The sequence below is a fragment of the Noviherbaspirillum agri genome (genome assembly GCF_054780595.1).
Genome location: NZ_BAAGWA010000004.1, coordinates 202,708 through 227,806, shown reverse-complemented (window position 1 = coordinate 227,806; position 25,099 = coordinate 202,708). Strand labels below are relative to the sequence as shown.

General features: G+C 60.9%; 14 protein-coding genes. 4 read left to right on the top strand and 10 right to left on the bottom strand.

What is annotated here, in order from left to right:
- The first annotated feature begins 31 nt into the window (after window positions 1-31).
- Together ACYVIA_RS09225 and xth are read left to right on the top strand one after the other, a co-directional pair.
- Entirely contained in the window at window positions 32-1,561 is a 1,530-nt protein-coding gene (locus ACYVIA_RS09225) for a leucyl aminopeptidase (RefSeq protein ID WP_460840074.1), read from the top strand.
- Window positions 1,558-2,322 carry an exodeoxyribonuclease III gene (xth, locus tag ACYVIA_RS09220; protein WP_460840072.1) on the top strand — a complete coding sequence of 255 codons (765 nt, stop codon included), beginning with the start codon at window positions 1,558-1,560 and terminating at the stop codon, window positions 2,320-2,322. The genes ACYVIA_RS09225 and xth overlap by 4 nt, the downstream gene beginning before the upstream one ends.
- A gap of 142 nt (window positions 2,323-2,464) precedes the next feature.
- Here the strand turns inward: xth and ACYVIA_RS09215 are convergent, their stop codons facing one another.
- The 7 genes from ACYVIA_RS09215 to prpB all read right to left on the bottom strand — a co-directional run bounded on the left by ACYVIA_RS09215 (window position 2,465) and on the right by prpB (window position 19,253).
- Complete coding sequence (locus ACYVIA_RS09215) at window positions 2,465-7,921, bottom strand: HAMP domain-containing protein (protein WP_460840070.1); 5,457 nt, start codon at window positions 7,919-7,921, stop codon at window positions 2,465-2,467.
- 10 nt (window positions 7,922-7,931) lie between these two features.
- Window positions 7,932-10,145 (bottom strand): GGDEF/EAL domain-containing response regulator, encoded by a 2,214-nt coding sequence (locus ACYVIA_RS09210; RefSeq protein WP_460840069.1) that lies wholly within the window; start codon window positions 10,143-10,145, stop codon window positions 7,932-7,934.
- A gap of 703 nt (window positions 10,146-10,848) precedes the next feature.
- Window positions 10,849-12,738, bottom strand: coding sequence for a propionate--CoA ligase (locus ACYVIA_RS09205; protein WP_460840066.1), 1,890 nt, complete (start codon window positions 12,736-12,738; stop codon window positions 10,849-10,851).
- A 193-nt stretch (window positions 12,739-12,931) separates the two neighbouring features.
- Window positions 12,932-14,119: a 2-methylaconitate cis-trans isomerase PrpF gene (gene prpF / locus ACYVIA_RS09200; RefSeq protein ID WP_460840064.1), complete on the bottom strand. Its 1,188-nt coding sequence runs from the start codon at window positions 14,117-14,119 to the stop codon at window positions 12,932-12,934.
- A gap of 243 nt (window positions 14,120-14,362) precedes the next feature.
- The gene (gene acnD, locus ACYVIA_RS09195; protein ID WP_460840062.1) at window positions 14,363-16,963 is read right to left on the bottom strand and encodes a Fe/S-dependent 2-methylisocitrate dehydratase AcnD; all 2,601 of its coding nucleotides are present in this window, start codon (window positions 16,961-16,963) and stop codon (window positions 14,363-14,365) included.
- A gap of 226 nt (window positions 16,964-17,189) precedes the next feature.
- The gene (gene prpC, locus ACYVIA_RS09190; protein WP_460840060.1) at window positions 17,190-18,344 is read right to left on the bottom strand and encodes a bifunctional 2-methylcitrate synthase/citrate synthase; all 1,155 of its coding nucleotides are present in this window, start codon (window positions 18,342-18,344) and stop codon (window positions 17,190-17,192) included.
- A gap of 18 nt (window positions 18,345-18,362) precedes the next feature.
- Entirely contained in the window at window positions 18,363-19,253 is an 891-nt protein-coding gene (prpB, locus tag ACYVIA_RS09185; RefSeq protein WP_460840057.1) for a methylisocitrate lyase, read from the bottom strand.
- Between the two features lie 239 nt (window positions 19,254-19,492).
- Between prpB and prpR the strand changes: the two genes are divergently transcribed.
- Window positions 19,493-21,115 (top strand): propionate catabolism operon regulatory protein PrpR, encoded by a 1,623-nt coding sequence (prpR, locus tag ACYVIA_RS09180; protein WP_460840055.1) that lies wholly within the window; start codon window positions 19,493-19,495, stop codon window positions 21,113-21,115.
- Window positions 21,116-21,124: 9 nt separating this feature from the next.
- On the opposite strand, the gene ACYVIA_RS09175 is transcribed toward prpR, so the two are convergent.
- The gene (locus ACYVIA_RS09175) at window positions 21,125-21,766 is read right to left on the bottom strand and encodes a glutathione S-transferase family protein (RefSeq protein WP_460840054.1); all 642 of its coding nucleotides are present in this window, start codon (window positions 21,764-21,766) and stop codon (window positions 21,125-21,127) included.
- A gap of 36 nt (window positions 21,767-21,802) precedes the next feature.
- On the opposite strand from ACYVIA_RS09175, the gene ACYVIA_RS09170 reads away from it, so the two are divergent.
- The gene (locus tag ACYVIA_RS09170) at window positions 21,803-21,988 is read left to right on the top strand and encodes a DUF1289 domain-containing protein (RefSeq protein ID WP_460840052.1); all 186 of its coding nucleotides are present in this window, start codon (window positions 21,803-21,805) and stop codon (window positions 21,986-21,988) included.
- Window positions 21,989-22,007: 19 nt separating this feature from the next.
- On the opposite strand, the gene cls is transcribed toward ACYVIA_RS09170, so the two are convergent.
- Both cls and ntrC read right to left on the bottom strand, forming a co-directional pair.
- Window positions 22,008-23,279 (bottom strand): cardiolipin synthase, encoded by a 1,272-nt coding sequence (gene cls, locus ACYVIA_RS09165; protein ID WP_460840530.1) that lies wholly within the window; start codon window positions 23,277-23,279, stop codon window positions 22,008-22,010.
- Window positions 23,280-23,402: 123 nt separating this feature from the next.
- Window positions 23,403-24,998 (bottom strand): nitrogen regulation protein NR(I), encoded by a 1,596-nt coding sequence (gene ntrC, locus ACYVIA_RS09160; RefSeq protein ID WP_460840050.1) that lies wholly within the window; start codon window positions 24,996-24,998, stop codon window positions 23,403-23,405.
- Window positions 24,999-25,099 lie beyond the last annotated feature (101 nt).

Here is a 25,099-nt window from a genome sequence, read left to right as displayed (position 1 = left end):
ACTATAATTGCGTCTCGAGAAGGAGCGACCCATGGACTTTAGCATAAAACCTATCGACGCTAAAACCGGCCTTGCCGGCGTCAAAACAGGCTGTATTGCAGTTGCTGTATTCGAAAACAAGAAGCTGTCCCAAGCCGCACGGGAGCTCGATGGCAAAGGCGAAATCACTGCCGCGCTGAAGTCCGGCGACATTACCGGAAAACCGGGCACCACCTTGTTGTTGCGCGGCATCAACGGCGCGGCGGCAGAGCGCATCCTGCTGGTCGGACTCGGGACCGACGAAAGCATCACCGAAAAGAATTTTGTATCAGCCGTTCAGGCCATCGCACGCGTGTTTTCCACGCTGGGTGCGAATGACGGCGTGATTGCGCTGCCGGTGGAAGACGTTAAGGATCGAGATGCCGACTGGGCTGTCCGTGCGTCCGTACTGGCGCTGCGCGAAGCGGCCTACCGCTACGACATCACCAAGAGCAAGAAGGAACCGGCGCCGAATGGCGTTAAAAAAGTGTCATTCCACCTCGCCGCGCCTGTTGCAGGCGCAGCCAAAAATGCTGTTGCCGAGGCCGTTGCGGTCGCCAACGGCGTGGAGCTCACAAAGGAGCTCGGCAACCTGCCCAGCAATATTTGCACGCCTACTTATCTGGCAGACACCGCAAAGAAGCTTGCGAAGGATTTCGGCTTCGGCGTTGAAGTGCTGGAGCGCAAACAGCTTGAAGCCCTGAAGATGGGCAGCTTCCTGTCCGTCACCAAGGGCAGCGAAGAGCCGCCGAAGTTCATCGTGTTGAAGCACATGGGTGGCAAGGCAAAGGATGCACCGACTGTGTTGGTCGGCAAGGGCATTACTTTCGATACCGGCGGCATTTCGCTCAAGCCGGGTGCCAGCATGGACGAGATGAAATACGACATGTGCGGCGCAGCGTCGGTATTGGGCACTTTCCGGGCCATCGGCGAACTCGGCCTGAAGCTGAACGTCATCGGCGTCATCCCGGCGTGCGAGAACATGCCTTCCGGCCGCGCTTCCAAGCCGGGCGACATCGTGACCTCGATGTCCGGCCAGACCATCGAAATCCTGAACACGGATGCGGAAGGCCGCCTGATCCTGTGCGACGCGCTGACCTACGTCGAGCGGTTCAAGCCGGCGGTCGTGGTCGATATCGCAACGCTGACCGGTGCCTGCGTCACCGCGCTGGGCCATCACAACACCGGTCTGTTCACCCGCCATGACGATGCACATGACCAGTTGGCCAATGAGCTGCTCGCCGCCGGCAAGACGACCGGCGATACCGCCTGGCGCATGCCAATTGAAGATGCTTACCAGGAGCAGCTGAAATCGAATTTCGCGGACATGGCCAATATCGGCGGCCCGCCCGGCGGCAGCATTACCGCCGCCTGCTTCCTCGAACGCTACACGAAGAACTATACCTGGGCGCACCTCGACATTGCCGGCACCGCATGGAAGAGCGGCGCGGCCAAAGGCGCCACCGGCCGCCCGGTTCCGCTGCTGACCCGCTTCCTGCTCAATCGCGCAAACAGTGGCGCAGCCGGCAAGAAAGCCGCATGAAGCTCGCGACCTGGAATGTCAATTCGCTGAAAGTCCGCCTGCCGCAGGTATTGCAGTGGCTGGCGGACAATCCGGTCGACGTCCTCTGCCTGCAGGAGCTCAAGCTCACCGACGACAAGTTCCCGGCGGCGGAAATCGAGAAGGCCGGCTACCAGGCGGTTTTTACAGGACAGAAAACCTATAACGGTGTCGCCATCCTCTCGAAGCATCCAATGAGCGAGGTGGTGAAGAACAATCCCCGTTTCGAAGATGAACAGCAGCGCATCATTGCCGCGACCATCGAAGGCATGCGGGTGGTGTGCGCCTACTTCCCGAACGGGCAATCCGTTGGCTCGGACAAATACGAATACAAGCTGAAATGGATCGCTGCCCTGCATGACTGGATTGCGGAGGAGCTGAAGCAGCACGAGAGCCACGCCTTGCTCGGCGACTACAACATCGCACCGGATGAACGCGACGTACATGATCCAGCCGCATGGGAAGGACAGATATTGTTTTCCGAACCTGAGCGCACTGCATTCCGGCAATTGCTGGAACTCGGCTTCAAGGACGCCTTCCGCCTGTTCGACCAGCCGGAGAAGACCTTCAGCTGGTGGGACTACCGCATGATGGCCTTCCGCCGCAACATGGGCTTGCGGATCGACCATATCCTGCTGTCGCCGCCGCTCGCCGCGCGGTGCACCGCATGCGCAGTCGACCGCGCACCGCGCAAATGGGAGCAGCCTTCCGACCACGCTCCCGTTGTCGCAACCCTTACCTGAGGGTACTGAGTGTACTAAGTGTATTCGAGCACGCCTGCCCCGACAGGCTAGGCGTGCGTTTCACCACCTGCACTTCACCACCTGCACTTCACCACCTGCACTTCATCACCTGCAATCACTGCCTGCATCCGCAGTCCGTGTTTTACTTGTACAGCCATACCCGCAGTTGCGATAACAATTGCTCGGTATCGATCGGCTTGGACGCATAATCCGATGCGCCCGCAGCAAGGCACTTTTCCCGGTCTCCCAGCATCGCCTTCGCCGTCAGCGCAATGATCGGCAGGTCCTTGAACTGCGGATCCTGGCGAATTCGCTGCGTGGTTTCGTAGCCATCCATTTCCGGCATCATGATGTCCATCAGTACGATGTCGATGCCTGGCGTGTCGTGCAGCCGTTCAATTGCGTCCATGCCATTCTCGGCGGTGACCACCCGCATTCCCTGGTTTTCAAGCAGGCCGGTCAATGCGAACAGATTACGGACATCGTCATCGACGACTAGTGCCAGTTTGTCCTTCAATAGCTCGCCCGACGGTGAAAGCTGCTCCAACATCGCCCGTTTTTTTCCGGGCAGTGCAACGGTGACCCGGTGCAGGAACAATGCAGTTTCCAGCATCAACCTGTCCAGTGACCGAGCACCTTCGGTCAGCACGTTCGCGCCCAGTTTCTTGAGCTCGTCTTCCGTCCTGCGATCGAGCGGGCGCGCGGTATAGATCACGACAGGCAGCTCGGCAAGTTTGGGATTCTCCCGGATCTCCTGCAGCAACGCGTGGCCATCCGTGTCAGGCAGGTCGAGATCCAGCACCATGCCCTGGTAGGCGCGTGACGCCAGCGCCGCGCGCGCCTCCGTGGCGCTGGACACGGCTTCCAGCGCAATGTCCTCGCCTTCGAGCTGGCGAATGATGGCATCCCGTTTCTCCGGATCCTTTTCGATCACGAGCAGCGCCCGCAATGGCTGCTTCGTTTCCTGCGCAATCTGTGCGAAAACATGCGCCAGCGCCGCGATATCGGCCGGCTTGGCAAGATAGCTCATGATGCCGTACTGCTCCGTCGATGCCGGCTGGTCACGCACCGATATCACATGGACCGGAATGCCGCTCGTCTGCGGGTCGGCCTTCAGGTGCTCGATGACATCCCAGCCGTCACAGTCCGGCAGGCTGAGGTCGAGCGTAATGGCATCCGGCCGCATCGCCCCGGCAAGAGCGATACCTTCGTTTCCGCTTGCCGTCATCACGACCCGGAAGCCGCGCTCAAGCGCCATTTCCTCGAGCGCCTTTGCAAAGATCGGATCGTCCTCGATGATCAGCAACTGCGGCGACTGCAATGCGCCTTCCGCAGCTTTGCGTTCAGGTATGGGCCTGGGCGGGGCGGCTGGGGCCACGGAGGGTCTCGCCGCCTGCCGTTCCCGCTCGATTTGCGGCGCGGAAGCAGCCGAAGGCGTTAACGGCGCGGGCGGCAATGCAGCCGTCGGTGGCAATGCCGCCGCAGCACCACCCAGGCGAATCGGTACATAAAAGGTGAACGTGCTGCCAACGCCTTCCTCGCTTTCCACCTGCAGCTCCCCCTCCAGCAACTGCGCGATTTCGCGGCTGATGGCCAGCCCGAGCCCGGTGCCGCCATAGCGGCGCGAGGTGCTGGCATCGGCCTGCTGGAAGGCCTCGAAGATCAGTCGCTGTTTGGAGGCGGGAATGCCGATGCCGGTGTCGGCAACACTGAATGCGATTACCTGGGACACGCTGTTGAGTGTCGGGTGATCCGCACGCCAGCCTGCACGCGCCGGTTGCACGGAAAGGGTCACCCCGCCTCGGGACGTGAACTTGATGGCGTTGGACAACAGGTTCTTCAACACCTGTTTCAGGCGCTGGCCGTCCGTATGGATCGTGGCCGGCAGGTCCGACGAAAACTCCAGCCGGAATGCCAGCCCCTTCTCCTCCGCAACATGGCGGAAAGTTTGCTCGACGTGTTCCGCGAGCTCTGCAAAGGTCACATCCTCCACGTTGAGAGTGACACTGCCGGACTCGATTTTCGACAGGTCGAGGATGTCATTGATGAGGTGAAGCAGTTCGCTGCCGGCGCCATGAATAATGCGAATCATCTCGAGCTGCTTCGGCGTCAGGTTGCGCTCGATGTTCTGCCGCATCTGCTCGGCAAGCAGCAGCAGGCTGTTGAGTGGCGTGCGCAGCTCATGCGACATGTTGGCGAGGAATTCCGACTTGTACTTGGACGTCAGCGCCAGCTGCTCCGCCTTATCCTGCAGGCTGCCGCGTGCGACTTCGATCTCGCGGTTCTTGCGTTCAACCTCCGCATTTTGGTCCGACAGCTGGCGTGCCTTCTGCTCCAGCTCGGCATTGGTTTTCTGCAGTTCGTCCTGCTGTGCCTTCAGTTCACCGGCAAGCGACTGCGATTGCTGCAGCAGGGTTTCGGTGCGGGATGCGGTTTCAATGGAGTTGAAGACGATGCCGAGGCCTTCCGCCAGTTGGTCAAGGAAATTCAGGTGCACTGCCTGGAATTGTTCAAACGTCGCCAGTTCAATCACTGCCTTGACCTGCCCTTCAAACAGGATGGGCAGCACGACGATATTGCGCGGTGCTGCCTGCCCAAGACCGGACACGATCTGTACGTAGTTCTCCGGCATGTTGGAGATCAGGATGCGCTGCTTCTCGAACGCGGCCTGGCCAACGACACCTTCGCCAAGCGACCACTCGTTGGACAAGTTCTTGCGCTCCTGGTAACCATAACTGGCCATCAGCTTCAGCCGGACCACGCCGGACTGCCCAATGCGCTGCATGATGTACAGCACCGCATGCTGCGAGCCGACCAATGGTGCCAGCTCCGACAGCAGCGTGCGGCCGAGCGTCATGATGTCGCGCTGCCCCTGCAGCATGCGGGTAAAGCGTGCGAGGTTCGTCTTGAGCCAGTCCTGCTCGGTATTGCGCTGCGTGGTCTCCTTCAGGTTGCGGATCATCTGGTTGATGTTGTCCTTCAGTTCCGCCACTTCACCCCGCGCAGCAACCTGTATCGAACGCGTGAGGTCGCCCTTCGTCACGGCAGTCGCCACTTCGCCGATTGCGCGCACCTGCGTGGTCAGGTTGGCCGCAAGCTCGTTAACGTTGTCCACCAGGTCTTTCCAGCTGCCCGACGCGCCCGGCACCACCGCCTGGCCGCCAAGGCGCCCTTCCACGCCAACCTCGCGCGCCACGCGGGTTACCTGGTCGCTGAAGGTAGCGAGCGTATCGATCATGTTGTTGATGGTTTCCGCAAGCGACGCGACCTCTCCTTTCGCGGGCACCATCATTTTCTGTTTCAGGTTGCCTTGCGCCACGCCGGTCACCACCTTGGCGATACCTCGAACCTGGTCGGTGAGGTTATCGGCCATCATGTTCACGCTCTCGGTCAGATCCTTCCAGACGCCGGAGATGCCCGTCACTATTGCCTGCCCGCCGAGCTTGCCTTCCATGCCCACTTCGCGTGCCACGCGCGTCACTTCGCTGCCAAAGGCATTGAGCTGGTCGACCATGACATTAATGGTGTTCTTGAGCTCCAGTATCTCGCCCCGCACATCGACCGTGATCTTGCGTGACAGGTCGCCGTTGGCAACGGCGGTGGTCACGGCAGCAATGTTGCGCATCTGCCCAGTCAGGTTGCTCGCCATGAGGTTCACATTGTCGGTCAGGTCCTTCCATACGCCGCCGACGCCGGGCACGTAGGCCTGCCCGCCGAGGCGCCCTTCCGTACCCACCTCGCGTGCCACGCGTGTCACTTCGCCGGCAAATCCATTCAGCTGGTCGACCATCGTGTTGATAGTCTCCTTCAATTGCAGCACCTCACCGCGCACGTCTACCGTGATCTTTTTCGACAGGTCGCCGGTTGCGACAGCTGTCGTGACGGTGGCGATGTTGCGCACTTGCGCGGTCAGGTTGCTCGCCATCAGGTTCACGTTGTCGGTCAGGCCGCGCCACACGCCGGACACGCCCCGCACCTCCGCCTGCCCGCCGAGTTTGCCTTCAATGCCCACCTCCCGTGCCACACGGGTCACCTCGCCGGCAAAGCCATTGAGCTGATCGACCATCGTGTTGATTACATCCTTGATCTGCAGGATTTCGCCCTTCACGTCGACGGTGATCTTCTGCCCGAGGTCGCCGCTCGCAATCGCGGTGGCCACCTTCGACACATCGCGCAGTTGCACCGTCAGGTTGCCCGCCATCGCATTGACGTTGTCGGTCAGGTCCTTCCACGTCCCTGCCACACCCGGCACCTGCGCCTGCACACCCAGCTTGCCCTCGGTCCCCACTTCGCGGGCTACCCTCGTGACTTCGCCGGCAAAGCCGTTCAGCTGATCGACCATCGTGTTGATCACGTTCTTGATCTGCAGGATCTCGCCCCTTACGTCCACCGTGATCTTCTGTGTGAGGTCGCCGCTCGCAATCGCGGTGGCGACCTTCGATACGTCCCGCAGCTGCACCGTCAGGTTGCCCGCCATCGCATTGACGTTGTCGGTCAGGTCCTTCCATGTCCCTGCCACGCCCGGCACCTGCGCCTGCACGCCAAGCTTGCCCTCGGTCCCCACTTCACGCGCGACACGGGTGACCTCGCCGGCAAAACCATTGAGCTGGTCGACCATCGTGTTGATCACGTCCTTGATCTGCAGGATCTCGCCCTTCACATCGACGGTGATCTTTTGTCCAAGGTCGCCACTCGCGATCGCAGTGGCCACTTTCGATACGTCCCGCAGCTGCACCGTCAGGTTGCCCGCCATCGCATTGACGTTGTCGGTCAGGTCCTTCCATGTCCCTGCTACGCCCGGCACCTGCGCCTGCACGCCGAGTTTGCCCTCGGTACCGACCTCCCGAGCCACGCGCGTGACCTCACTGGCAAAACCATTGAGCTGATCCACCATCGTGTTGATCACGTCCTTGATCTGCAGGATCTCGCCCTTCACATCGACGGTGATCTTCTGCCCGAGGTCACCGCTCGCGATCGCAGTGGCCACCTTCGACACATCGCGCAGCTGCACCGTCAGATTGCCCGCCATCGCATTGACGTTGTCGGTCAGGTCCTTCCATGCACCGGCGACGCCGGGCACCTGCGCCTGCACGCCAAGCTTGCCCTCGGTCCCCACTTCACGCGCGACACGCGTGACCTCGCTCGAAAAGCTGTTGAGCTGGTCGAGCATGGTGTTGATGATCTTCGCGTTCTTCAGGAACTCCCCCTTCAGCGGCCGTCCATCCACCTCGAGGTCCATGCTTTGCGTCAGCACGCCACGCGCCACTGCGCCGATCACCCTGCCGGAGTCGCGAATCGGCTGTACGAGGTTGTCGATCAAGGTATTGACTGCGCATGCCTTGACGCTCCACGAGCCGAGGTTCGAGTCGAATGCGACGCGCCGGCCGAGATTGCCTTCCGTACCGACCACGTGCGAAACATCGGCGATGGCGTTCGTCAGACGCTCACTGCTTGTGACGATGGCATTGAATGTATCCGCGATCTTGCCATCGATACCGTCCCAGTCGAGGGGAAGGCGCACGGAGAAGTCTCCGTTGCGCATGGCGTCGAGCGCCTGGAGCAAGACAACCTTGTCAAGCATTGCAGTTTGCTGCGCCACGTCCTTCTCCTTAAGCTGTATGGTGTGCGAGGTCGAAATAGCCGCGTTTGAGCAGTGCCAGCGCTTCGTCGGTCGGTACCGGCTGGCTGAAGTAGTTGCCCTGCATCTCGTCGCAGCCGTGCTTGATCAGAAAAGCCACCTGCTCCGCGGTTTCCACACCTTCGGCAATCACGGTCAGGTTAAGGCTGTGCGCCAGCGTGATGATGGCCAACACGATCGCCTCGTCTTCGGGGTCGGTCGCAATGTCACGCACAAAGGCGCCGTCAATCTTGAGCTTGTCGAGGGGAAAACGCTTCAGGTAGGCGAGCGACGAGTAGCCGGTGCCGAAGTCGTCGATGGAAATGCGCACGCCCAGGTCGCGTATCTGGTGCAGCGCCTGGATCGCCTTCGACGGATCCGTCATCACGGCCGATTCCGTCAGCTCGGCTTCCAGCATGCCGGGCGGGATGCCGGTTTCCTTGAGCACCGACTCGATGCTGCGCGCAACGCTGTCCTGTCGGAACTGTCGCGCCGATACATTGACGGCAATCGGACAGCAGTCCTCGCATTCGCCGCGCCAGCGCTGCACCTGCTGTGCGGCTTCCTGCAATGCCCATTTGCCGATCGGCTCGATACGCCCGGTTTCCTCGGCAATCGGGATGAACTGGCCGGGCGGCATCCACTGGCCGTTCTCCTGCGGCCAGCGGATCAGTGCCTCGAAGCCGCTGATGCGTCCGTTGGAGGCACGCACCTTCGGCTGGTAATGCAGGATGAATTCGCCCTCCTGTATTGCGCGCTGCAATGCGCCGCCGACGGCGAGGCGGCGGCTCGCCGCATCGTTCATGTCGTGCGTGAAGAACGAGAAGCGCCCGCGCCCTTCCTGCTTGGCGTGGTACATCGCGGTGTCGGCGTTACGCAGCAGCTGGTCCATGTTCTGACCATCACCGGGAAAGATCGCAATGCCGATGCTCGGCGAGATGCGCAGCTCCTTGCCGCCGATATGGCACGGCTCCGACACCCTGTGCACGATCTTGTCCGCCACCACGGCCGCGTCCTGCACGTCATGCAGTCCGGCCAGGAGCACGACGAATTCGTCACCGGACAGGCGTGCCACCGTATCGCCCTCGCGCACACAATGTCCGAGACGCTCTGCGACTTCCTGCAGCAAGCGGTCGCCGGCGGCATGCCCGAGGGTATCGTTCACATCCTTGAAGCGGTCGAGGTCGATGAACAGCACCGCTACCGGCGCATGCTGGCGCCCCATATGGGCGGTTGCCTGCTTCATGCGGTCTTCCAGCAGCAGTCGATTAGGCAGGCCGGTCAGGGTGTCATGGAAGGACTGGTGCAGGATGTAGGCCTCCATTTCCTTGCGCTCGCTGATGTCGCGCGACACCATCACCACCTGCACCACCTTGCCGGACGCCTCCCTGATCGGACTGGCCTCGGACTCCAGGTGGCGTTCGCCGCGCTCCGGCGTCTTCACCCTGTACTGCAGACGGGAGTTGGCACCGCCCTCTGCGATCTTCGAGAAGGCGGAGGCGACCTTGTCCCGGTCCTCGGCATGCACGATCTCGAAGTATTCGCGGCCCTCCTCAATCCCCGCGCCAAACTCGGTGTGATAGGAGGGACTTGCATACACCCAGCGCGCGTCTGCGTCCAGCAGTGCCACATAGTCGCCCGCATGCTGAACGATCAGTCGCTCTGTTTCACTGCGCTGCGCCAGGTCCTCGGCCTCGCGACGGGCGGCGACCTCGGCACGCAAGGCCTCGTTCAATCGCGTCACGTGTTCCAGTTCCTGTTTCAGCGCCTGGTTCAGGTATTCCAGCTCGACATCCTTGCGGTCGCGCCGCCGATTCTTCCTGGCGAGGTCGATGAAAACCTGGGTCTTGGACTTGAGCAGCTCGGGTGCGACCGGCATGAACAGGTAATCGACTGCACCAAGTTCGTAACCCGTGGCGCGGTCAAGGTCGGTGGCACGATGCGCTGTCAGGAAGATGATCGGCGTGTATTTCGAACGCGGCCGCTGGCGGATCAGGCGCGCGGTTTCGAAACCGTCGAGCCCGGTCATTTTGACGTCGAGGATGATGACTGCGAAGTCACGCTTGAGCAGCAATGCCAGCGCTTCCTCACCGGAGGCGGCAGTCTCGATGGTCGCGTCGAGATCGTTCAGGATGGTGTGCAGCGCAAAGCGCGATCCGGCATCATCATTGACGAGCAGGACCCGAACCTCGTCAGCTGTGGTCATGAAGTGTTCGACCTTGCATATTGAATATTCCTGCTGTGAAAGCCGTTCCACCCTGACGGCGATCCCTGCTTGATGTGCGACGCCGGCGTGGCGTCATGTCTTCTGGATAGCGACAAGAAGGCTGAAGCAAAAAAACCGCGTCGTGCGAACGCGGTTCACTGCCTGCATGCTGGTCCGATATGAAGTGCATTGTCCTGCTCCCACTGCGCCGCTGCCGATGCAACGCCCTCTCCCTCGCTTCCGATGCGAGTGCCAATGTGCCGAGGCGCTGCTCCCTGTCTGCCCTGCCGCATGCACGGCCCGGAATCTCTCCATCGAGCACGCGCGCACCATCGCGCGTCATGGGATGGAGGCGCACGCGTGAACCTTTCTGACGCGCGCGCACGCCATCACGCGGCGCGATGCAGTGCGGATGGGTTTGACAACAATTGGTTTATTAATGACAACAGAACTTGGACGAGGAAAGGCTGGCGATGTTCCCGTCCGCACAATATAGAGCGGGCCCCTTGTTCCGCGGGCAATCCGCCTCGGCGTCAATCGGCCAGTCAGACCAAAACTGCTCTAGAAAGACAGAGAGCCCGGGGCAGCGATGCTCCCGGGCTCTCGAATGACACGTCATGCGTGTTGCGAAGGCAGACTACAAGTTACGAGGCGCTCTTCACCAATTCACACATGTATCGCTTCGGCAAAACATGCGCACGCATCAGGCGCTTGTAACTGCCGCCTTCACTTGCTGCAGCGAGGTCGGATCCTCGATCGTGGTCAGGTCGCCCGGATCACGTCCTTCACAAATTGCCTGGATGGAACGACGCAGCAACTTACCAGAACGTGTTTTTGGAAGCGTCGTGACGAAGTGAACGCGTGCGGGACGCGCAACCGCGCCGAGCTGCTTGTCGACCACGGCCATCACTTCGGCTTCCAGTGCCTTGCGGCCTTCCGGCGTGGCAGCAGGATCCGCATTCTTCAGGATTGCGAAGGCAACTGCCACCTGGCCCTTCAGCTTGTCTTCGACGCCGACGACAGCAACCTCGGACACATTCGGATGGCTGGAGATGCTTTCCTCGATCTCGCGCGTGCCGAGGCGATGGCCGGCAACGTTGATCACGTCGTCCGTGCGGCCGAGGATGAAGTAATAGCCGTCCGCATCACGGATACCCCAGTCGAAGGTGGAGTACACCTGTTCCTTGAAGTTCGCCCAGTAGGTATTGACGAAGCGCTGGTCGTCGCCCCACACCGTCTGCATGCAGCCCGGGGGCAATGGGCCTTCGATCACGACCACACCCTTTTCATTCGGTCCGCACACTGCGCCGGTAGTCTCGTTGATCAGCTTGACGTTGTAGCCGTACATCGGCACGCCAGGGCTGCCCAGGCGTGTCGGCTTGTCTTCGATGCCCTTGGCGATCGACAGAATCGGCCAGCCGGTCTCGGTCTGCCAATAGTTGTCGATGATCGGCACGCCGAGCTCTCCGGAAATCCATGCGGACGTTGTCTCGTCCAGCGGCTCGCCAGCGAGATACAACGCCTTCAGCGACGACAGGTCGTACTTCTTCATGAATTCCGGCGGCTGCTTCTTCAGCACGCGCACGGCGGTCGGCGCGGAGAACATGCGCGTGACCTTGTACTTCTCGACGATGCTCCACCAGATGCCGGCGTCCGGACGGATCGGCAAGCCTTCGTACATCACGGTCGCCATGCCGGCGATCAGCGGGCCATACACGATGTAGGAGTGACCGACGACCCAGCCGATGTCAGACGTGGAGAAATAGGTCTCGCCCGGATTGCCGCAGAAGATGTGCTTCATCGACGACGCGAGCGCCACCGCATAGCCGCCGACGTCGCGCTGCACGCCCTTGGGCTTGCCAGTCGTGCCGGACGTGTAGAGGATGTAGGAGATGTCGTTGGATTCCAGCCAGGTGACCGGCACCTGTGCCTTCATGTGCTGCTCGCGCAGCGTGGAGTAATCGACGTCGCGTCCCTCCACCGTTGCCATCGGCACGAGTCCGCGATTGACCAGCAACACCTTCGCCGGCTTGTGCTGCGCGAGGTTGATTGCTTCATCGAGCAACGGCTTGTACGCAACGGCCTTGCCGCCGCGCGAGCCGGCATCGGCAGAGACGATGAGCTTCGGCTTCGCATCGTCGATGCGGGTGGCGAGACTGTTCGATGCAAAGCCGCCGAACACGACGGAGTGGATCGCACCGATGCGTGCGCAGGCCAGCATCGCGAATGCCGCTTCGGCAATCATCGGCATGTAGATCAGCACGCGGTCGCCCTTGCCGACGCCCAGCGATTGCATCATCGCCGCGGCACGCATGACTTCTGCCTGCAGCTCCTTGAACGAATAGACCTTCTCCTGGTTGGTCTCGGTGGAGATCGCAATCAGTGCCGGCTTGTCGGCCTGCGTCGCAACCCAGCGATCCACCGCGTTGTGACACAGGTTGGTCTTGCCGCCGACAAACCACTTGGCGAACGGCGGCTTCGCGTAATCGAGCACCTGCGAGAAAGGTTCGTTCCAGTCGATCAGCTTCGCTTCGTTCCCCCAGAACGCTTGCGGATTGTCGATCGATTGCTTGTAGAAGTCTGCGAAGTTCATGATGTCTCCAGGTCAGATCAGATGAGGGCTGTGCCCGGCTGGGACACAGTGAATATTCCTTGTTGCCAATTATCGGAAACGTGACTTACCGAGCACTTACGCTGAGCCTCGGCCAGCAAAAAAACCTTGAAAAAAAAGCGCGATGACGAAAGTGTCGTTGCGCTTTTTATCCGTGTCACGGTTGCGTTATTTCTTAGAACGCATCACCGGGAACGCGCACCCAACCTTCCATGAGCACCCGGGCGCTGCGGCTCATGATGGCCTTGGTTACCGTCCATTCACCATTCACCAGTTTGGCTTGGGCGCCAACGCGCAAGGTGCCCGAGGGATGACCAAACCGCACCGCCTCGCGCTCCCCTCCTCCGGCGGCGAGATTGACCAGCGTGCCGGGGATGGCCGCCGCAGTGCCGATGGCCACGGCGCACGTGCCCATCATGGCATGGTGCAGCTTGCCCATGGACAGCGCACGTACCAGCAGGTCCACTTCAGATGCCTTCACGTCCTTGCCGCTGGACGCCTTGTAGTCCTTGGGCTTGGAGACGAAGGCGATCTTGGGCGTGTGCTGGCGGGTCGCTGCTTCTTCCGGCATCTTGATGAGCCCCATGCGCAACGCACCGGCCACACGGATCTTCTCGAACCTGGCCAGCGCGGCCGCATCGGAATTGATCTGCTCGCGCAGCTCGGTGCCGGTGTAGCCGATCTCTTCGGCATTCACGAACACAGTGGGGATGCCTGCGGTGATCATGGTGGCCTTGATCGTGCCGATGCCGGGCACGTCAAGGTCATCCACCAGATTACCAGTGGGGAACATCGAGCCACCCTCTTCTGCATCATCGGAGGGATCGATGAACTCCAGCACGATTTCAGCGGCCGGGAAGGTCACGCCGTCCAGTTCAAAATCACCGGTCTCCTGCACCTGGCCATTGGTGACCGGGACATGGGCGATGATGGTTTTCTTGATATTGGCTTGCCAGATGCGTACGACGCAGGTGCCGTTTTCCGGAATGCGCGAAGGATCAACGAGGCCTGCATGGATTGCGAAAGCACCTGCTCCCGTGGAGAGATTGCCGCAGTTGCCGCTCCAGTCCACGAATGCCTTATCGATGGAAACCTGGCCGTAGAGATAATCCACGTCGTGATCGGGCACGTTGCTCTTGGAAAGAATCACGCATTTCGAGGTGGAGGACGTAGCGCCTCCCATGCCATCGATATGCGCCGAATAAGGATCGGGGCTGCCGATCACGCGCATGAAGAGCCTGTCGCGCGCTTCGCCCGGCACGCGTGCTGCTTCCGGCAAATCCTGCAGGCGGAAGAACACGCCTTTGCTGGTGCCGCCGCGCATGTAGGTGGCGGGGATTTTGATTTGGGGTACGTGGGGCATATGTTGTCCTGAGATTTCAGTTTCGCTGAACTGTCCCATCCCCCTGCCAGGGGGATGGTTAGGGTGAGGGTAGTGAGGTTGGATCACCTTATTCGGATGCACGACCTTCCTACCCCCATCCCAGCCTTCCCCCTGGAAGGGGGAAGGTGCCTTACAAGGTTGCGGATTACACCGCCTTCACATCCGAAGCAGTCGTTCGCGTAGGGCGGAAAAGCGAAGCGCCTTCCGCCGCACAACAAGCTCTTACGCTGCCTTCACTGACGACGCCAGGAAGTCCTGCGCAAAGCGCTGCAACACACCGCCCGCTTCGTAGACAGACACTTCTTCTGCCGTGTCGAGACGGCAGGTCACCGGCACTTCCACGCGCTCGCCGTTCTTGCGAGTGATCGCAAGAGTGAGGTCCGCACGCGGCTTGAGAGCGCCGATCACATCATAGGTTTCGGTGCCGTCAATGCCCAGCGTCAGGCGCGTCGTGCCTGGCTTGAACTCCAGCGGCAGCACGCCCATACCGATCAGGTTGGTACGGTGGATGCGCTCGAAGCCTTCGGCCGCGATGGCTTCCACACCAGCAAGGCGCACGCCCTTGGCCGCCCAGTCACGCGACGAACCCTGGCCGTAGTCGGCACCGGCGATGATAATCAGCGGCTGCTTGCGGTTCATGTAGGTTTCAATGGCTTCCCACATGCGCATGACCTTGCCCTCCGGTTCGACGCGGGCCAGTGATCCAGCCTTCACCTTGCCGTCCGCATCGCGCACCATCTCGTTCTTCAGCGTCGGATTCGCGAACGTTGCACGCTGTGCGGTCAAGTGATCGCCACGGTGGGTCGCGTAGGAGTTGAAGTCTTCCTCCGGCAGGCCCATCTTCGCGAGGTATTCACCAGCAGCCGAATCCAGCAGGATCGCATTCGACGGCGACAGGTGGTCGGTCGTGATGTTGTCCGGCAGGACTGCCAGCGGACGCATGCCTTTCAGCGTGCGCTCACCTGCCAGCGCGCCTTCCCAGTATGGAGGACGGCGGATGTAGGTGGACATCGGGCGCCAGTTGTACAGCGGGCTGACGGACGTTGCAGCCGACTTGCGCTGGTCGAACATCGGGATGTAAACCTTGTTGAACTGCTCCGGCTTCACGGCGGCCTTGACGATGGCGTCGATCTCTTCGTCCGACGGCCACAGGTCCTTCAGCGTGATCGGATTGCCGTTCTTGTCGGTACCGAAGGCATCGCGCTCGATGTCGAAACGCACCGTACCGGCGAGGGCATAGGCGACAACCAGCGGCGGCGATGCGAGGAAGGCCTGCTTCGCGTACGGATGGATGCGGCCGTCGAAGTTGCGGTTGCCCGACAGCACAGCAGTCGCGTACAGATCGCGGTCGATGATCTCCTGCTGGATCTTCGGATCGAGCGCACCGGACATGCCGTTGCAGGTGGTGCAAGCGAAGGCGACGATACCGAAGCCGAGCTTTTCCAGGTCCTCCGTCAGCCCGGCTTCATCCAGGTACAGCTCGACCGCCTTCGATCCCGGAGCGAGCGAGGTCTTCACCCATGGCTTGCGGGTCAGGCCGAGGCGATTCGCATTGCGTGCCAGCAGTGCAGCGGCAATCACGTTGCGCGGGTTGGAGGTATTGGTGCAGCTGGTGATCGCAGCGATGATGACAGCACCATCCGGCATCTGGCCCGGAACTTCCTGCCACTTGCCTGCGATGCCCTTGGCAGCGAGATCGGTCGTTGCTACGCGTGCGTGCGGGTTCGACGGGCCAGCCATGTTGCGAACAACAGAAGACAGGTCGAACTTGAGCACGCGCTCGTACTGCGCATTCTTCAGGCTGTCCGACCACAGGCCGGCTTCCTTCGCATAGGTCTCAACCAGTTTCACTTGCTCCGGCGAGCGGCCGGTGAGTGTCAGGTAATCGAGCGTCTGCTGGTCGATGGAGAACATCGCCGCAGTCGCGCCGTATTCCGGTGCCATGTTGGAAATCGTTGCACGGTCGCCCAGCGTCAGCGACGAAGCGCCTTCGCCATAGAACTCAAGGTAGGAACCAACCACCTTCGATTTGCGCAGGAACTCGGTGAGTGCCAGCACGATGTCGGTCGCAGTGATGCCGGGCTGGCGCTTGCCAGTCAATTCCACGCCGACGATTTCCGGCAGGCGCATCCAGGACGCGCGGCCAAGCATGACGTTCTCTGCTTCGAGGCCGCCGACGCCAACGGCGATGACGCCGAGCGCATCAACGTGCGGCGTGTGGCTGTCGGTGCCGACGCAGGTATCCGGGAAGGCGACGCCGTCGATCGCATGGATCACCGGCGACATTTTTTCCAGGTTGATCTGGTGCATGATGCCGTTACCGGCCGGGATCACGTCCACGTTCTTGAAGGCTTCCTTCGTCCATTCAATGAAGTGGAAACGGTCTTCGTTGCGCCGATCCTCGATCTCACGGTTCTTGCGGAAGGCATCCGGATCGAAGCCGCCGCACTCCACTGCCAGCGAGTGGTCGACGATCAGCTGCACCGGAACAACGGGGTTAACTTTTGCCGGATCGCCGCCCTGGTCGGCAATCGCGTCACGCAGGCCGGCGAGGTCCACCAGCGCAGTCTGGCCGAGGATGTCGTGGCACACCACACGTGCGGGGAACCACGGGAAATCGCGCTCGCGCTTGACCTCAATGATCTGCTTCAGGCATTCGGTGAGGATCGCGGGTTCGCAGCGGCGCACCAGGTTCTCGGCATGCACGCGGGAGGTATAGGGCAGCTTTTCCCAGGCGCCCGGCTGGATCGCCTCGACCGCAGCGCGCGCATCGAAGTGATCCAGATTTGTACCCGGGAGGGGTTTGCGGTAGGCGTTGTTCATGGCTCGTCAAAAAAAAGAGAGATTTGCGTAGGGTGCGCCATGCGCACCGCTTTTCCGCTCGGCGGGCAAGGTGCGCGGAGCGTACCCTAACTGCTATAGCTTTGAGCATCGAGCAGAATGCGTAGCGAGCGGCCCAAGGGCCGGCCGAGAAGCGCAACCGTACGTGATGTACGGTGAGCATCGCAGGCCGGTCCTTGGGTTGCGCAGTAGCATTATGTCGACGGTCTTACTTGCGCTTGTTGATTGGCACGAATTTGAGATCTTCCGGACCAACGTAGTTGGCGCTCGGGCGGATGATCTTGTTGTCGATGCGCTGCTCGATGATGTGCGCGGACCAGCCGGAAGTACGTGCGATCACGAACAGCGGCGTAAACATCGCGGTCGGCACGCCCATCATGTGGTATGAGACCGCGGAGAACCAGTCGAGGTTCGGGAACATCTTCTTGATTTCCCACATGACCGATTCCAGGCGCTCGGCGATGTCGAACATCTTCATCGAGCCGGCTTCCTTCGACAGCTTGCGTGCGACTTCCTTGATCACCTTGTTGCGCGGGTCGGACACGGTGTACACCGGATGGCCGAAGCCGATCACGACTTCCTTGTTCTCGACACGACGGCGGATGTCGGCTTCCGCTTCGTCCGGATTGTCGTAACGCTTCTGGATCTCGAACGCGACTTCATTCGCGCCGCCATGCTTCGGACCGCGCAGCGCGCCGATGGCGCCGGTGATTGCGGAATACATGTCGGAGCCCGTGCCGGCGATGACGCGGCCGGTGAAGGTCGATGCATTGAACTCGTGCTCTGCGTACAGGATCAGCGAAGTGTGCATCGCCTTTTCCCACATTGCGGACGGCTTCTCGCCATGCAGCAGGTGCAGGAAGTGGCCGCCGATGGAATCATCATCGGTTTCGACTTCGATGCGCTTGCCGTTGTGGCTGTAGTGGTACCAGTACAGCAACATGGAGCCGAGCGATGCCATCAGGCGGTCGGCGATATCGCGTGCGCCCGGGGTGTTGTGGTCGTCCTTCTCCGGCAGCACGCAGCCCAGTGCGGACACGCCGGTGCGCATCACGTCCATCGGGTGCGATGCTGCAGGCAGCCATTCCAGCGCAGCCTTCACATTCGCCGGCAAGCCGCGCAGTGCTTTCAGCTTGGCCTTGTAAGCGCGCAGTTCGGCAGCGTTCGGCAGCTTGCCGTGCACCAGCAGATGGGCGATTTCTTCGAATTCGCAGGCGTCGGCGACATCGAGGATGTCGTAACCGCGATAGTGGAGGTCGTTGCCGGTACGGCCGACCGTGCACAGCGCGGTATTGCCGGCGGTCACGCCGGACAGGGCAACGGATTTCTTGGGTTTGAAGCCTGCAGCTTGTTGGTCACTCATCAGAATCTCCCGAAAAAATTACTTGGCTTTTTGTTGCGCGAACAGGGCGTCGAGTTTCTGTTCGAAGTCATGGTAGTTGATGCGCTCGTACAGCTCCATGCGGGTCTGCATGGTGTCGACCACATTCTTTTGCGTGCCGTCACGGCGGATGGCGTTGTAGACGTTCTCGGCTGCCTTGTTCATTGCCCGGAAGGCAGACAGCGGATACAGCACGAGGCCGACGTCAACGCTCTTCAGTTCCTCGACGGTGTACAGCGGTGTCGCGCCAAACTCGGTAATGTTGGCCAACACCGGCACCTTCACCGCGTTAGCGAAGGTTTTGTACATGTCGAGCTGGGTAATCGCTTCAGGGAAAATCATGTCGGCACCGGCTTCGACGCAGGCCTGTGCGCGGTCGAGTGCCGCTTCCAGCCCTTCGACGGCGAGCGCATCGGTGCGCGCCATGATCACGAAATTCTCATCGGTACGTGCATCGACGGCGGCCTTGATACGGTCAACCATCTCTTGCTTGCTGACGATTTCCTTGTTCGGACGGTGGCCGCAGCGCTTCGCGCCAACCTGGTCTTCGATATGGATCGCGGCTGCGCCAAACTTGATCATCGACTTGACGGTACGTGCCACGTTGAACGCGGAAGAGCCGAAGCCGGTATCAACGTCCACCAGCAACGGCAGGTCGCACACGTCGGTGATGCGGCGCACGTCGGTCAGCACGTCGTCGAGGTTGGAGATGCCGAGGTCGGGCAAGCCGAGCGAGCCGGCAGCCACGCCGCCACCGGACAGGTAAATCGCGCGGTAGCCGGCACGCTTGGCCAGCAACGCGTGGTTGGCGTTGATGGCGCCGACCACTTGCAACGGGGATTCTTCTTTGACGGCCTTGCGGAAGGCGGCACCTGCGGAATAGAGACTCATGTCTTCACCTTGTGGGTTGATGTTTCAACTGTATTAACTCTGCTGACTGTTTCAACGGAATGCGTTTGCCGGTTTATTGCAATCCCTGTGCCACTCGGAAAATGCCTTGCAACAAAGACATCTGCCGAGATGAATGTTCTTGTTTTTCATCGACTTAGCGGGCCGCAGACTCATTCAAGCTTACTCCCAAAATGTTTCATTTGGCGTTACACTTGAAACGCTGAAACGGATTCTGAAACATGCGCCATCCTTCCCATCCTGCAACGGAGAACGTCGACAAGCCGGTTATCTGGACGGTCTCGATCTCCCGTCTCTCCGACCTCTTCCGGGACATCACGCCGGAATACGACGATCGCGCGACCATCGAGCCGATCAATCTCGGTTTTGAAGACGCCGTCCGCCATATCCGCGAACGCCTCGCCAACGAACGCTGCGATGCCGTCATCGCTGCCGGCTCTAACGCGGCCTACCTGAAGAGCCGTCTCTCACTACCTGTCGTTATCGCCAAGGCCAGCGGCTTCGATGTGATGCAGGCGCTCGCCCGCGCACGCAAGATCACGCCCGCGATTGGCCTCGTCACCTATCAGTCGCCGATGCCGGAACTTGCCGAATTCCAGGCCACCTTCGGCCTGAAAATCACGCAACGCACTTACATCACCGAGGAAGATGCACGGGCACAGATCAACGAACTGAAGGCAAGCGGCATCAAGGCAGTCGTCGGCACTGGCCTCGTCACCGATCTGGCGGAAGAAGCCGGTCTGGCCGGCGTGTTTCTGTATTCCGCCGCATCGATCCGGCAGGCTTTCGAAGATGCACTGGAGATCGCCCGCTTCACGCAACTCGAATCGGGGCGTGTACTGCCCGTCGCGGAAACGCTGCGCGCGAAACATGGCTTGAATGACTTGCGCGGCGACTCACCGGCGATGCAGTCAGTGCGCCACTCGATAGAACTCTATGCAAAGTCTCCGGCCACCGTACTGATCCAGGGCGAAACCGGCACGGGCAAGGAATTGGCGGCACAGGCGATCCATCGCGAAAGCCAGCGTGCACGGCAGCCGTTTGTCGCCGTCAATTGCGGCGCCGTCGCGGAATCCTTGCTGGAATCTGAACTGTTCGGCTACGAGGAAGGGGCATTCACCGGCGCCCGTCGTGGCGGACGTCCCGGCCTGTTTGAAGCGGCCGACCGCGGCACTTTGTTTCTCGATGAGATCGGCGAAATGCCGCTACAACTGCAGACGCGACTGCTGCGTGTCCTGGAGGAGCGTGAGGTGGTGCGCGTCGGCGGCACGCGTCCGGTTCCGGTCAATGTGCGCATTGTGAGCGCAACCCACTGCGACCTCGAACAACGCGTGCGCGAAGGGCGCTTCCGCGCCGATCTTTTCTATCGCCTCGGTGTGCTGCGCCTGAAATTGCCGCCGCTGCGCGAGCGTCCAGAGGATCTGGTGCCACTGGCGGAATGGGGACTGAAGAATGCGCTCGCCTCGCTCGGCGTCCGTCCGCATGCCAACCTGCATGCGGAAGTGCTCGCCTGTGCCTCGCTGCTGAGCAGCTACGATTGGCCCGGCAATGTGCGCGAACTGCGCAACCTGATGGAGCGCCTCGCCCTGTTCCTCGCGTCGGAACCGCTGCAGGCCCTCTCCCCGAGCTTCGTGATGGCGCTGGCGCCCGAACTGACCGGCACGCCACATCAGGTCGAAGCGCCAAAGTCCTTACCCGTGCCAGCGGCAGAATCGATCGAGCAGGTGCTTGCGCGTTTCAATGGCAATCGCGAGGCGGTCGCAAAACACCTCGGCATCAGCCGCACGACCCTATGGCGAAAGCTCAATCGCCTGCAGGCAGGACAAGGCAAGAACACTGATTGAAGTACATGTTCAGATGAGCGGATCCGCCAAACCTTCCTGCTGAAACGCTCGCTGAATCGCCGGGCGCTCGAGCAGGCTGCGCAGATAAGGCCCCAAATGAGGACGGTTCCGCGCCGGATGGTGCATCATGCGCGTCCAGCGCGACAGCATTAACAGGTAGGGATCGACAGCGCTATACCGATTACCCAGCAGGAAGGGGCCACCGCTGTCGGCCACAGCCTTGTCGAGCAGGTCCAGCATGCCTCCAACGCTCTCCTCGGCGTGCGCCTTCACCTGTGCAATCGCTGTCGCCTCATCGGCGAGCCGCTCCGGATAAAAATATGTGAGCAGCTCCGCCTGCAAGGTGTTGGTCAGGTAGACCAGCCATTTGTAGAATTCCGCGCGCTCGGCAGTGCCAACGGCGGGAGCCAGCCCCGCTTCCGGATGGCGGTCCACCAGGTGCAGGCAGATCGCCGCCGTTTCGAAGAGTACAAGATCGCGATCGATCAATACCGGAATACGCCCGGTGGGATTGAGCTTCAGGTAATCGGCCTGCTTGTGCGCATTCTGCTCCCGGTCGACCAATACCAGTTCGTAAGGCACGCCAAGCTCTTCCAGCAGCATGTGTGGCGCAAGGTTGGCATTGCCGGGGTAGTAGTAGAGTGTGTACATCGATTCGCCTATGATTGTTTTTTTGAGGCTGCCATTATGCAAAATTCTTCCCGTCCCGACACGCCCTGCGTCGCCGTCTGCTCGACCACATTCGACGATGTCTGTCGCGGTTGCGGACGCACTGTCGCCGAAGTGGCGAACTGGGTGTTCATGAGCGAGGAAGAAAAAGAACGCGTGTGGAAGCGCATTACTGCCGAAGGTTATCCGCGCCGTAATTCATAGCTGCCAGCGGCAGCCCTTCTCAAAGCTGCTTGCCAAGCAACGACGCGGCGTGCTCGATCAGCTTCTCCGACCACGGCCTTGCCTGCCACTGTTCCAGCGTCATGCGGCGCGTACGCTTCAGGTCTTTTTCGAACACCTCTGTCATCTGCCGGGCAAAGGCTTCATCGTAGATATTCAGATTTGCCTCGTCATTCAGCCGGAATGAACGATTGTCGAAGTTGGTGGAACCGGTCGACACAACGAAACCGTCGACGACCATGATTTTGCAGTGGAACATGGTTTCCTGGTATTCATGGATGTCGATGCCCGCCTCCAGCAGTTTTCCCCACCGTGCGCGAGACGCGCGCCGCACCGTTTCGGCATCAATATGTTCCCCGGGCGTGATGATGCGAATCCTCACGCCGCGGCGTGCAGCTGCAACGAGTGCATCGATCGCAAGTTCGTCCGGAACGAAATAGGAACTCGACAAGAGGATGCTCTCCTTCGCTGATGCGATGGACAGCAGATACATCAGATGCATGCTCTCGCTGCCGCCAGTGGGCGAACTGCTGAACATCTGCGCCGGAACACTCCCGGCGTTGGCGATCTCCGGGAAGTAATCGGCGGAATGCAAAACGCGCCCGGTAGTCTTCATCCAGTTGTCGACGAACACTGCCTGGAGCTCGGCAGTCACCGGACCTTCGATGCGGAAATGCGCATCGCGCCAGTGCCACTCGTCCTGCGCATCGCCGGTCCATTGATCGGCGATGCCGACGCCGCCGGTAAAGCCCACGATACCGTCTACGATCAGCAGCTTCCGGTGCGTTCGGTTGTTCAGCCGGGACAGGTTGTACCAGCGCGGCTCGTGATAACGCTCCACCTCGACGCCGCCGCGCAGCATCTCCTCCAGCAACGCCTCGTCCATCTTCTGGCTGCCCACCCAGTCGAGCAGGACGTGTACCTTGATGCCCGCCTCTGCCCTTTCGCGCAATGCTTCGGCGAACGTCCGCCCGATGTCGCCGGACCAGTAGATGAAGGTTTCGAACGTGATCGTTTTTCTCGCGGCACGAATCGCATCCAGCATTGCGGGGAAGATCTCCTTGCCGTTCTCGAGGTAGCGCACTCTGTTTCCCTCGACGATGGACGGGCCGAGCAGCACACCCATCGAGCGCAAATACTGAGGATCCCGCACACCGTAAAGGCTGTCGACCCGAGTGTCGATCTTCTTCTCGCCCTCGCCGAGATTGGCGACGAGCAGCGTCAGCACGATGGTGATCGCAACAGCGATGCTGATGTGTACGTAATTGACCATTCGGTGCGCAATGACTGGAGGAGCAAAAAATTGACCGGCATCCATGATGGTATGCCGGTCAAGCCTGTCAGTATTGCGATCGGTAAAGCTTCGTGCGTGCAGGCATGATGCCTGTCAGAAAAGTCACTCGTCCTTTGCGCCGTCGATGCCCAGTTCGTGGATCTTGCGCGTGATGGTGTTACGCCCGATGCCAAGGCGAACGGCCGCATCGTTCTTGCGGCCATGCGTATGTTTCAAGGCCGTCTTGATCAACGCCGACTCGAACTGACGGCCAAGCGCATCCATGACCTCCGGCTGTCCGGCCGCGAGCATGTGTGCCGCCTCGGTTTCAAGCAATGCGATCCAGTCAGCCTTGTCTGCGCCATTCGGTACGCCGACGGCTGCATGGACCGCAGCGCCGTTTGCACTGGCGACGGTTTGCGGCGCGGCATAAGACGGTGCAGAAGCCGCCATGCCAGCCGGCACGACGCGCTGCTCGGCTGCCTGCGGTTGCACAGGAAATGGCATAGGCGCTGCCGGAGCCGGCGCACTGGTCACCGCTGGTGGAACATACTCGGGGGAAGTCATACCCTGTGTGAGATCCGGCGGCAAGTCTTTGACATCTACCGTCTGTCCCGGTGCCATCACCGTGATCCAGTTGCACAGGTTTTCCAGCTGCCGGACGTTACCCGGAAAGTCCAGGCTGCTTAGAAACTGCATCGCGCTGTCCGACATGCGCTTGGCTTCGACACCTAGTTGCTTGGCGCTCTGCGCCAGAAAGTGGCGCGTCAGCAGCGGAATGTCCTCGCGGCGCTCCCTCAAACTGGGCAGGCGCAGGCGAATCACATTCAGGCGGTGATACAAGTCCTCGCGGAACAGGCCTTCCTTCACGCGCTGCTCGAGGTTCTGGTGGGTTGCAGCGATCACGCGCACATTGGCCTTCAGCGGCTGGTGTCCGCCAACGCGATAAAAGTGGCCATCCGAGAGCACGCGCAACAGGCGTGTCTGCAGGTCAAAGGGCATGTCGCCAATCTCGTCGAGGAACAGCGTGCCGTTTTCCGCCTGCTCGAAGCGGCCGCGACGCGTTGCCTGCGCCCCGGTAAAGGCGCCTCGCTCATGGCCGAACAATTCTGACTCAAGCAAATCCTTCGGAATCGCTGCCGTGTTCAGCGCGATGTAAGGCTGCGCTGCACGCGGGCTGTGCTTGTGCAGCGCGCGGGCGACAAGCTCCTTGCCGGTGCCCGATTCGCCGGTAATGAGGACAGTGACATTTGATTGCGACAGACGACCGATCGCACGGAACACATCCTGCATCGCCGGTGCCTGTCCGAGGATCTCCGGCGTCTCGGTTGCGGACTGCTCCACATCGGACTCGCGCAGGCTCTCTTCCAGTGCACGGCGGATCAGCTCGACCGCCTTGTCGACGTCGAAAGGTTTGGCGAGGTATTCGAATGCACCACCCTGGAACGCGGCAACTGCGGAGTCGAGGTCCGAAAACGCAGTGATCACGATGACAGGCAAGCCCGGATGCTTGGCCTTCACCATTTGCAGCAGTTCAAGTCCCGATGCGCCGGGCATCCGGATGTCGGACACCAGAACCTGCGGCACACTGGTCTGCAGCGCGTCCATCGCGTCGCGCGCATTCGAAAAACTGCGCGTCGCGAGGTTTTCGCGGGCAAGTGCCTTTTCCAGCACCCAGCGGATCGATTCGTCGTCGTCAACAATCCAGATTGGCTTCATATACTTTTCGGTGTCCCGCGTCGTGTGGCGTTATGCAGAGCGCTCCAGCAGGATGTTGAAAACGTAGCGAGCGGGCCGAGGCTGGGGCCGAGGAGCGCACG